Below are 11,771 nucleotides of genomic sequence, written 5' to 3' on the forward strand. Positions count from 1 at the left end.
AATCTTAAACATTTTCGAGACTAAAACAAATGTCCTTCTCATATAATCACGCACCAATGGACATCCACAGCAAAAATGAATATACTATCGTCTATAAACATTACTGGAGGCCAATTTGAAAATATTAGTAATAACCCAGAATTATTATCCAGATGATTTTAATATCAATGAGATAACATTTAGAATGGCTAAAGATGGTCACGATGTTCACGTACTCACAGGTTTACCTAATTATCCAAAGGGAGTAGTGCCAGAGGAGTATAAGTGGCCTAAAGTTATAACTGAGACAATCAATGGTGTTACAGTTCATAGAACAAAGATTCATGAGAGACGAGACGGTATTTTTCATAGATTTTTGAACTACGCTTCATTTGCTATAAATTCTAAGAAGCGATTAAAAGATTTGCCAAAAGATTTTGACGTTATATTTTCATATCAACTTTCGCCAATTTCTATGGCGCATGCAGCTAGAGCTTTACGTAAACAGACCGATATACCTTTATCAATGTATGTTTTGGATATTTGGCCAGAATCTCTTAAAGCATGGCATCTGAGTGAAGGTAATCCTGTATATAAGATTATCTCTAAGTATTCTAAGAACATTTATAGTTCCGCAGATCAGCTCTTAATTAGTTCAGAGCCTTTTGCAGAGTACTTACATAATACTCATGGCCTTGACCCGGAAGAAATGAACTATCTACCACAACACTCAATAGACATGGTGAGTGAAGAGGACTTGCCGAATCCATTTAATGATGACAAGAAACACTTCATTTATGCAGGTAATATTGGGGCAGTGCAGATGTTAGATATTTTGGTTGATGCGGCTGAGCTTTTGCAAACTAAGTATGCAGATAGATCAAAGAATGTACAGATAGATATTTTCGGAGATGGTTCTGAATTTGCGAGAATTAAGGAATTAGTTGAGCAAAAAGATCTAGATAATATTATGAAATTGCATGGTAGAGTTACTAAAGAAGAACTCAAGGCCTATTATCAGCATGCGTATGCTTTTTTACTAACTTTAAAGAGAGAAAATTATATTGGCGACACTTTGCCAGCAAAGTTACAAGGCTACATGTCAGCAGCTAAACCAGTTATAGCAATGGCAGGAGCAGGTGCTTCAGCAGTGTTGGAAGAGTCACAGGCAGGATTAACAGTTGAGCAAGGTAGAAGCGACATCTTAGCTGAAAATATTTTAAGATTAGAGTATGATAATGAGTTAGTAGATACAATGGGTAAAAATGCAAGAGCTTATTATGAACAGCATTTTACTTTAGATGAATTTATGAGAAAATTATATAGTTATTTAGAAACATTAATTGAGAGAGGAGTAAATTAATGAGTTTTTTCAAGGATAAAGTTTTGCTTATCACAGGTGGTTCAGGATCTTTCGGTAGAGCCTGTGTTGATCGCTTCTTGGATACAGATATCAAAGAAATTCGTGTATTTTCTAGAGATGAAGCAAAACATGATGCAATGCGTCACGATTACAAGAGTGACAAAATCAACTACTTTATTGGAGACATTAGAGAATATGATAGCGTAAAGAATGCTATGCGAGGAGTAGATTACGTTTTCCACGCTGCAGCTATCAAAGAGGTTCCTAGTGCTGAGTTTTTCCCAATTGAAGCAGTTAAGACAAATATTCTAGGTGCAGATAATGTTATCAATGCTGCAGTAGAAGAGGGTATTGAAGGTATTGTTTGCTTATCAACAGATAAGGCTGCATATCCTATTAATGCAATGGGTATGACCAAAGCTGTTATGGAGAAATTGGTTGTTGCCAAGACCAAGAGTTATAGAGATAACAAAACACTAGTATGCTCAACAAGATACGGAAACGTTATGGCATCAAGAGGATCTGTAATTCCATTGTTTATAAACCAAATCAAGACAGGTCAACCACTTACAATTACAGAACCTTTAATGACAAGATTTTTAATGAGCTTACCTGAAGCAATTGACTTGGTTATGTATGCATTTGAACATGCTGATCCAGGTGATTTATTAGTAAGAAAAGCTCCAGCTTCAACTATTGGTGACTTAGCTCAAGCTCTATTAGAGCTATTTGATGCAGATAATGAAATTAAGATTATCGGTAAACGTCACGGTGAGAAGATGTACGAAACCTTAGTTACTGAAGAAGAGATGGCTAAGGCAATTGATATGGGTGATTACTACAGAATCCCTGCTGATACTAGAAACTTAAACTATGATGTTTATTTCAAAGAGGGTGCAGCAGACTCTCGTGATGTAGTTGAACAATTCAATTCTGACAATGCTAAAAGATTGAATGTAGAAGAGGTCAAAGAGTTATTGTTGACTGTTGATTACGTTCGTGAAGAGTTGGAGAATTGGAAGAAGTAAGGGAGCTTATTTAAATGAAAGACATTAAGCATGATCTAAGTCAATCTAGACTCCTAGTTACAGGTGGTGCAGGTTTTATTGGATCTAACTTAGCAGTTAAACTGTTGAATGATTATCCAGGAATCAAGATATTAGCAATCGATAATTTAAACGATTATTATGATACCTCGCTTAAAGATTATAGACTTTCTAAATTAGAAGGAAATAAGGACTTTCAGTTCAAGAAGGTTGATATTGCTGACAGAGAAGCATTGAATGAGGTTTTCACTAGTTTTAAACCAAGTTTGGTATTTAACTCCGCAGCTCAAGCAGGGGTTAGATATTCAATTGATAATCCAGATGCATATGTAGAGTCTAATTTGATTGGCTTCTACAATATTCTTGAAGCTTGTAGGCATTCCTATGAAAATTATGAAGGAGGAGTAAAACATTTAGTTTACGCTTCTAGTTCAAGTGTATATGGAGATAGTAATAAAGTCCCTTACTCAGTAGATGATAAGGTCGATAATCCTGTTTCTTTGTATGCAGCTACAAAAAAATCTAATGAGCTTTTGGCTCATGCCTATAGTAAACTTTATGGAATACCGAGTACAGGGTTAAGGTTCTTCACAGTTTATGGACCAGCAGGAAGACCAGATATGGCTTATTTTAGTTTTACTAATAAGTTGCTTAATGGTGAGAAAATAAAAATCTTTAATTACGGTAACTGTAGAAGAGACTTCACATATATAGACGATATAGTTCTTGGAGTGGAGAAAGTTTTACAATCTGATCCTAACCTAACTGAAGATGGTGTTAAGTATGATATTTATAATATTGGAAATGGTGAACCGGTTAACTTAATGGATTTTGTAAAAATTCTTGGAGAAGAGTTGGTGTCTGCAGGTCTGCTGAAAGAAGATTTTGATTTGGAAGCAAATATGGACTTGATAGCTGCTCAACCCGGTGATGTTGTTACAACTTATGCAGATGTAAGCAAACTTAAAGAAGATTTTAACTATGAACCAAATACTGACTTCCGAGATGGAATCAGGAAATTTGTTGAATGGTACAAAGAGTTTTATTTAAGTGAGGATAAATAATGAAAATATTAGTAACAGGAGCAAAAGGCTTCGTTGGTAAAAATTTATGCTTAGAATTAAAGAATCGTGGTTATTCAGATATTATTGAGTATGATAAAGACTCCTCCCAAGAAGAACTTGACTCAGCCTGTAAAGATGTTGACTTTATTTTCCATTTAGCTGGAGTAAATCGTCCAGAGAATGTTGAAGATTTTAAGACAGGAAATGCAGACCTTACAGATGAGGTCTTAGGCAAACTTAAAAAATATAATAATAAGGCTAGATTTTTGTTGTCCAGTTCGATTCAAGCAGAACAAGATAATCCTTATGGACGTAGTAAAAAAGCCGGTGAAAACTATGTTTTAGATTATGCGAAATCTGAAGGTGTTGAGGTATATATTTATAGATTCTCTAATTTGTTTGGTAAATGGAGCAGACCTAATTACAACTCAGTTGTTGCTACCTGGTGCCACAATATTGCTAGAGGCTTAGACATTCAGATTAATGACGAAAGTCATGTTATCAACCTAGTATATATTGATGATGTTGTAGATGCCATGATTAAGACTATGGAGAATGATAGCTCTATAGAGGCAAGTGAATATTACTCAGTTGAACCAGAGTATCCTATAAGTCTTGGGGAGTTAGCTAGAACTATTAAATCTTTTGCCGAGATGCGTGAAAGTAGACTTTTACCTGATTTATCTGATCCACTAACAAGCAAACTATACAGTACATACACAAGCTATATTCCAGAAGATGACTTTGCTTACGATTTAGTGCAACACGAGGATCACAGAGGCTCTTTTACAGAAATATTTAGGTCTCATGGTGCTGGACAAGTATCTGTCAATATTTCAAAACCAGGAATTAGCAAAGGTGAACACTGGCACACTAGTAAGGTTGAGAAGTACTTAGTTGTACAAGGTAAAGCTCAAGTTAATTTGAGACAGGTGTTCTCTGATGAGGTAATAACTTACGAAGTTAGTTCAGAAAAATTAGAAGTTATTGACATACCTACAGGTTATGTCCACAACATAGTTAATATAGGTGACGATGACTTAATTACTGTCATGTGGGCAAATGAAAATTTTGACCCTGAAAATCCTGATACTCATCCGGAAAACGTTTAGTTCTTAAGCAAAATAAAAACTTAAAAAACAGAGGTTAATATGAAAAAGTTAAAATTAATGACAATTCTAGGTACAAGACCTGAAATTATTAGACTTTCTGAAGTTATTAAGAAAGCTGATAAGTACTTTGACCATATTTTAGTACATACAGGACAAAACTATGATTATCAATTGAATCAAGTGTTCTTTGATAACTTTGGCTTGAAGGAACCAGATTACTACCTAGATAGCCCAGGGAAAGATCTAGGAGAAACTATAGGCAACATAATTGCTAAGTCATATGAGATTATTCAAAAAGAACAACCTGATGCTCTCCTGGTACTAGGTGATACAAACTCAGCACTTTCTGCAATATCAGCAAAACGTCTTAAAGTACCTATTTTCCACATGGAAGCAGGTAATAGATGTTGGGACTGGAATGTATCAGAAATGGTAAATAGAAAAATTGTTGACCACATTAGTGATGTTAACTTACCTTATACAGAGCATGCTAGAAGATATCTTTTGTCAGAGGGTATAGATGGTAAGACTACCTTTGTTACAGGATCTCCAATGACTGAAGTTTTGGAGCAAAACAAGGAATCAATTGAAGAGTCAAAAGTTCTAGAAGAATTAGGTCTAGAGTCAGGAAAGTATTTCTTGGTATCTGCTCATAGAGAAGAAAATATCGATAATGAAGATAAGTTCATGCGTTTAATGACAGCAATTAATAATATTGCTGAGAAATATCAATACCCTGTAATTTTCTCTACTCACCCACGTACAAAGAACTTCATTAAGAAAAGAGATTTCAAATTCCATGAATTAGTTAGAAATCTTGAGCCATTCGGATATTTCGATTACAACAAACTACAAAAAGAAGCTTTTTGTGTATTGTCAGATAGTGGTACTCTTTCTGAAGAGAGTGCTCTATTGAACTTCCCAGGAGTATTAATTAGAACATCTACTGAGCGTCCTGAGGTTCTTGATCATGGAACTATAATCATTGGCGGTGTTGATACAGAAGTTGTAGAACAATCTGTAGAATTGGCTACATCAATGTATTTAAACAATGAAGAGACAGTTATGCCTGATGACTATATAGATAAAAATGTATCAATTAAAGTAATCAAAATAATTCAAAGCTATACAGATATAGTTAACAAAACTGTTTGGTTAAAGGATTAGAGTAATTCAAAGAACTCAGAGTAATTGAAAGGTAAAAGATGTATAAAGACGATATATTAAAGTTTTTAAAAGAAAACTTCTGGAAAATATTTTTAACTATAATACTTTTAACTATCCTTATTTTTACAGGACTAAATTTTGTGGTTCAAGGACGTTCTACCAATACTAAAAATGCAAAAATAGAAAGTGGAAATAGTGAAAGTAATGCGGATAGTTCATATTCATTTGAGCTATTTTTAGTGAATGAGCAAAGATCAGCTTTGAACTTTAGACTTTTAACTAAATTTTTGAATAATCAAGAACATAAACAAGAACTTGAAGATTATCTTAATAAGAATATCGAAGATTTGGATATAAGAAAAGAGATATTAGATAATATAGGGATTGAAAAGTTGAATGTAATTGAAGCTGAACTAGTTTCTGAAACTTCTACCATATTATTTAAAGTAGACTTGTCAAATAAGAGTAATGAAAATAAGAGAATTGCTGAGTTTTATTACGATTTATTAACGAATGAATCTAATCCTGTATTTAAACACCTAAATGTCTATACTATAAATCCAGTTTCTCAATATAATTCTACAGATAAAAAAGTAATCGAGAACAACGAAAGTTATACCTATAATAATAAAATTAAATCTATCATCAAGAATATACTAGCAAGCATGGTGCTTAGCTTTATGTCAGTTCTAGTATTTGTTTATTTAAAAGAATTCTTCTCGAAAAAACTGCGCTACCCAACTACCTATTATGCAGGTAAACCTGAAAATCTATTCTATATACCAGATGATAATCAATTAAGAAAGTTAGCTTTGTATCTACAAAGAATTAGTGCCAATAATAAATTAGCACTTGTTGAAAATAATATAGATGATGAAAGCCGAAAGATTTTTGATAAACTAAATATTAAAGTCTTAAATGAACCACTTTTATCAGCATTAGAAAACAATAACAGTGAACTAATTGAGAGTGTAATCCTGATCGTACAGAATAATAATACTGCTAGAGCTTGGTATAACGAGCAAATTGAGACAGCTAATGAATTAAACTTGCAAGTTTACAACATACATTTAAATTAATCATAGCCATGTGAGGGAGTTTAAATGAGTAATTTAGTAATTTTTAATTGGGGATACTATCCAGCTAAGACTTATGGCGGTCCTGCTATAAGTATTGAAAATATAGTAAGAACTCTAATAAATGAATTTGAAAGCATAACAGTTATCTGCAATGCTCATGAATTGAACTCTAGTGAAAAAATTGAGGGGATAGAAGCTAATTCTATTTGCAAAGGTCTATATGGTGAAAATATTCTCTATTTAGATGAGGAGCATAAAAACGTTGGTTTCATAAAAGAAAAACTAGCATTCTTAGGTTCTGTAGATCTAATTTATGTAAATAGCTTTTTTGCCTGGAAGCAATTAAGTATGGCTAATAAACTTAGAAAAATCTATGGTGCTAATATGCTAATTGCTCCAAGAGGTGAATTAGAAAAAAATGCTTTAGCCATCAAGGCCCCTAAGAAGAAAATATATAATGCTATTTTAAGGAACTTTTTGAATAGAGATGATATTTTCTTTCATGCTACTAATGAATTAGAGAAAGAGAATATAAAAAGACATCTTAAAATTAAAGATGAAAGAGTTTTGATTTTAGACAATATCCCATCCTTACCAAGTGAGAATTTTTATGAAAAATTAAATAAGACTAAGCTTGAAAATCACTTGGATCTTGTATTTATTAGTCGTATCCAAAGTAAGAAAAATCTTAAATATGCTTTGGAGTGCCTGGAAGATATACCAGAAGAAATAACTATCAAATTTGATATATATGGACCAATTGAGAATGAAGAATATTTTGATGAATGCAAAGCTGTTGCTCAGAAACTGCCTGATAATATCAATGTAAATTATAAGGGTTTAGTTTCTCACGAAGATGTTTTTAACACTTTTAGTAAATATGATTTATTCTTTTTCCCAACACTAAGTGAGAACTTTGGCCATGTTATTGCGGAAGCACTTGCTTCTAAGGTTTTAGTTCTTACAAGTGACCAGACACCATGGAATGATATTAATATGACCAATGCAGGTAGGGCAATTCCCTTGGAGAGTAAAACTGAATTTAGTAAATATATTTCTGATTTAGCTAAAGTTACAGATCTTGAATATAAAAATTATAGAGATCAGGGACTTGAATATTTGGAAGGTAAGTTGAACACTGATGTTATTAAAGATAAGTACAGAAGAGAATTTAAAAATATCACAAAGCAATAATCTTATTCTAGAAAAAGTAATTAAAGCTTTACTTTATTTTGCTGTATTATTGGCGACTTTTCCAATACCAAAGCAACTATATATTCATGTTGTTAATGCCTCAGTTTTGTCTTTGGTTTTAATATCCAATTTCATTAATAAGAGAGTTAAATTCAAAGATGCTTTTAATTCTTATACTTGTATCCTTCTTGTATGGTTATTAATGTCAGCTATAAGTGTTTTGTATGCAGAGAGTAAAATCTTAAGCATACAGAGGACTATGGTGATATATACAGCAATTACTTATACTGTAGCTATCAACATTTATATTCAGAATAGGCAAATATTAGATAAGATTATAAGAATATTTATAGTATCTAATTTAGTTCATATTCTTATATCTTTATTTGAAATATTAACTAATAAGTATCTATTCACTTCGCATAAAGATATAATTCCAAGCCTAATTGAAAAAAATAATCCTATATCATTTTTTAACAATCCTAATGATCTATCTATTTTCTTATTATTCTGTTCTTTATTGGTTTTATTTTTGAGTGATAATATTTTAGCAAGACACGCTAAGCAGATTATTTTAGTGTTAAACCTTTTCTTAATGTTTAAATCAAAGGCAAGAATAGCTATATTAACTTTAATGATTGCTCTTGCGTCTTATATTTTCTTTAAAATTAAATCCTATAAATGGCGCAAGGCTATAGCTTATTTTGTCTATATTGCAGCTATTGGTTTTACTTTATTGTTTGGCATATTTTTGATGCAAATATTAGACATGGAGAGTAATGATATTTCTCTCATGCAGAGATTAAACTACATGAAAAATGGTTTGCTATATCTAAAAGACACAAGTGGTTTTGGAATTGGAGCAGGCAATATTCCATATTATTTTACGAACAAACCTTACTATAATGTGTATGGAATATTTCAAATGCATAACTGGTGGATTGAAACTATGGTTGAGTATGGTGTATTCTTTTTTGCATTATATTTTACCTGGTATCTTAAATCGCTATTCAGATCTTTACAAGGTATGTTAAAGTACTTTGAAAATGAGGTTTATGGGTTTTTAACCGCCTTTTATGTATGTTTTGTAATTGCAGCAATCGCTCCAAGTACTATTTATCCATTTATATGGGTATGGATTCTTAATGCTTTAGCTAGTCTGCTCTTGGAAAAAAACTATAGATTTACTAATGATTAGAATATTGGAGATGGAGTTTTACGGACTTTATGAAAATTTTGCATATTATAAGCTCAGATGGTGGTGGAATATCTAGCTTTGTCAAAAATATAGTGAGCGAAAATAATAATCTGCATCAACATACAGTTATGTCATTTGGAGAGTATGGTAGTAAATTTAAAGAACTGGAAATAGCAAAGCAGGTAAGGCTAATCAACATGCCAAGACCAAAAATTGTTGGTATGCGTAATTTCTTGAAATTCCTTAATGAGTTTTTTAAAGAGAATAAATTTGATCTTATTGAATCGCATATACAAGGTATACATGCAATACCATTTAAATTTTATGCTAAGAAAAATAAAAATGGTAAATTTGCTATACACTCACACCAGACGGACTTTGTGTTTGGTAGAGAAAAAAGTTTTAAAGAAAAGATAATATATAAAACTAATCCATTTATTAACAATAGCTTGGCTAATGTGAAGATAGCTTGTGGTGAAGCAGCTGCTGAGTATGCTTTTGCTAGTACAAAAAATGTATACATTATAAGAAACTCAGTTGATGTTAGTAAGTTTATTACAGAGACAAAACCAGATTATAAAGCAAATCAAATAAGAATTGGACATGTTGGGAGACATAGTTCAGCAAAGAATTTAAATTTTCTAATTGCCTTAATGGAAGCGTTTAAACTAGATAATTTGCCTTATAGAGTAGATTTATATTCATATGGTGAAGGGGAGCTGACTGAAGATTTTAGAACAAAGATTAATGAGAGATCTCTTACTGAATCCATTCATTTAGAAGGTAGAAAAGATGACATATATAATTATGTTAAAAATATGGATGTAATTGTGTTACCTTCTTTTAGTGAAGGTTTACCTACAGTAGCTATAGAAGCTCAAGCGGCTCGTGTGCCTATAATTATCTCTGATAGAGTTACACACGAAGTTGATTTACAAGTTGGACTTGTAAAATATCTACCTATAGAGCCACCTCTCAAGGCCGTAGAACAATGGAAACTTGCTATAGTTGAGTATAAAGAAGATCAAGAAAAAATGGACATTACAAAAACAGAGCTTCTAAAACTCCTTGATGCTCAAGGATTTACCACAGGAGCCATGATTAAAAATTACAACAATATGCTTGGTGATGTTTTTAATTCTTAATTTTACTAAGTAGTGATTTTATTTCCGCTCTATAAGTATAAGTTAAAAGTATTAGGTACAGAATGTAAAGACTCATACCTAATAGTAGGTTTTTGACTAAATAAGCAGATACGAAGAAGACAAATAAGTATGAAACTATAACTGTAAGTTCTTTCTTGTTGCTTTTTAGCTCAGGGAATGAAACTTTGATGGAGTATATATACCAAAGAATATAACTTACTGGGGTTGAAAATGCTACATAATGAATCTTACCTGTTAGTGCATAAGCTAATAGAGCAAGAGCGAAAGAGAGTGCTACTCCAAGTATAGAATCTCTAAAGTATTGATATTCGCTTTTACTTGTTTTATAAAGATTTTGAATTAAGATTTTGATTAGTATAATAAATGGAATTGACAAGAAGGTAAGGGCTAAGAAGTCTATTGATTGAACGAATTTTGGTAGAATCGATTTTATTATGAATGCAAAAATAAAGAATGATAATGAAGCATAAATTCCACTTAATAATGCGATAGATTTTATAAACATATTTGCGTTGCTATCAGATCTCTGAGCGATTCTATTATAAAAAACACTACTTACTGCATGTACAACAAGCAAAATAACGTTCAATACGTTATTTTGGAAAGCAAATTGGGCGAAGCTTTCTATAGGGAAGTAAATATTAATGATTTGTGCTCCAGCGTTACCCATAAGAGTAATAGACATATTAGCAATGAGAATGAAGATTCCAATTCTTATTGTGTTAGCTGCAGATTTTAAATCCAGACCATTTGCAAATCCAAATGTTCTCCTGAAGTTATATCTTAATATAAGTACAGAATATAGATAGCTTGCAATATTCAAAATTATATAAAAATGGAAGGATTCGGATTTTAAAACGAAAACGGCTAAAAGGAGAGTAATGATATAGATAATACTAGAAAATATATTTGATTTAGCAGTTAGAGAGAAGTTACCAGTAGCATTATATATACTATCGTAGTAGTTTTTCAGGTTTACAAATAGTGAAGCAACGGATAGGAATACTAGTATAGGATTATTAAGTGCTATAGAAATTGAAAGCATTATTATAAACATAATTATTTGCATAATGCTTGCAAAGTTATGATCGTTATGTATAGTTTTGCGATCAAGTTTTTGTAGATCTTTTCCACCATATTTGATATATGCTCCATCACTAAACCCTAGTCCCAAAATAAAAATATAGTTTAGATAAAGAATGTACTCTCTGTAATATCCATAGTTATCTACACTAAGCATGTATGGAAGAACAAAGCTTATAATAAATCCTGTTCCAAATTTAACTATATTGGAAAAGCTTACTTGCAAAATATCAGTTAATGTCTTATTTGTCTTCATGTTAAAACCTTTTAAATAATTAAATTCTTAATATATGTGTTGATTCTTGCTATAATACTATAAT

General features: G+C 31.8%; 10 protein-coding genes. 9 read left to right on the forward strand and 1 reads right to left on the reverse strand.

Annotated elements, in window-relative coordinates; genetic code table 11:
* Window positions 1–115 precede the first annotated feature (115 nt).
* The 9 genes from C5Q98_RS00720 to C5Q98_RS00760 are packed head-to-tail and all read left to right on the forward strand — an operon-like array spanning window position 116 to window position 10,347.
* Window positions 116–1,342 carry a glycosyltransferase family 4 protein gene (locus C5Q98_RS00720; protein WP_106011829.1) on the forward strand — a complete coding sequence of 409 codons (1,227 nt, stop codon included), beginning with the start codon at window positions 116–118 and terminating at the stop codon, window positions 1,340–1,342.
* Window positions 1,342–2,370: a polysaccharide biosynthesis protein gene (locus C5Q98_RS00725; RefSeq protein ID WP_106011830.1), complete on the forward strand. Its 1,029-nt coding sequence runs from the start codon at window positions 1,342–1,344 to the stop codon at window positions 2,368–2,370. The genes C5Q98_RS00720 and C5Q98_RS00725 overlap by 1 nt, the downstream gene beginning before the upstream one ends.
* A gap of 14 nt (window positions 2,371–2,384) precedes the next feature.
* Window positions 2,385–3,452 (forward strand): NAD-dependent epimerase/dehydratase family protein, encoded by a 1,068-nt coding sequence (locus C5Q98_RS00730; RefSeq protein WP_106011831.1) that lies wholly within the window; start codon window positions 2,385–2,387, stop codon window positions 3,450–3,452.
* Window positions 3,452–4,564, forward strand: coding sequence for a polysaccharide biosynthesis C-terminal domain-containing protein (locus C5Q98_RS00735; protein ID WP_106011832.1), 1,113 nt, complete (start codon window positions 3,452–3,454; stop codon window positions 4,562–4,564). Before C5Q98_RS00730 ends, C5Q98_RS00735 begins: the two co-directional genes overlap by 1 nt.
* Window positions 4,565–4,603: 39 nt before the next feature.
* Window positions 4,604–5,731, forward strand: a complete 1,128-nt coding sequence (gene wecB, locus C5Q98_RS00740; protein WP_106011833.1) for a non-hydrolyzing UDP-N-acetylglucosamine 2-epimerase — start codon at window positions 4,604–4,606, stop codon at window positions 5,729–5,731.
* A gap of 38 nt (window positions 5,732–5,769) precedes the next feature.
* Window positions 5,770–6,810, forward strand: a complete 1,041-nt coding sequence (locus C5Q98_RS00745; protein ID WP_106011834.1) for a hypothetical protein — start codon at window positions 5,770–5,772, stop codon at window positions 6,808–6,810.
* Between the two features lie 24 nt (window positions 6,811–6,834).
* Entirely contained in the window at window positions 6,835–8,004 is a 1,170-nt protein-coding gene (locus C5Q98_RS00750; RefSeq protein ID WP_106011835.1) for a glycosyltransferase family 4 protein, read from the forward strand.
* Window positions 7,952–9,202 carry an O-antigen ligase family protein gene (locus tag C5Q98_RS00755; protein ID WP_106011836.1) on the forward strand — a complete coding sequence of 417 codons (1,251 nt, stop codon included), beginning with the start codon at window positions 7,952–7,954 and terminating at the stop codon, window positions 9,200–9,202. Before C5Q98_RS00750 ends, C5Q98_RS00755 begins: the two co-directional genes overlap by 53 nt.
* 29 nt (window positions 9,203–9,231) lie before the next feature.
* Window positions 9,232–10,347, forward strand: a complete 1,116-nt coding sequence (locus tag C5Q98_RS00760; protein ID WP_106011837.1) for a glycosyltransferase — start codon at window positions 9,232–9,234, stop codon at window positions 10,345–10,347.
* On the opposite strand, the gene C5Q98_RS00765 is transcribed toward C5Q98_RS00760, so the two are convergent.
* Window positions 10,337–11,707, reverse strand: a complete 1,371-nt coding sequence (locus C5Q98_RS00765; RefSeq protein WP_106011838.1) for an MATE family efflux transporter — start codon at window positions 11,705–11,707, stop codon at window positions 10,337–10,339. The genes C5Q98_RS00760 and C5Q98_RS00765 overlap by 11 nt on opposite strands.
* Between the last annotated feature and the right edge of the window lie 64 nt (window positions 11,708–11,771).

The sequence above is a fragment of the Fastidiosipila sanguinis genome (assembly GCF_002998295.1).
GTDB classification, from domain to species: domain Bacteria; phylum Bacillota; class Clostridia; order Saccharofermentanales; family Fastidiosipilaceae; genus Fastidiosipila; species Fastidiosipila sanguinis.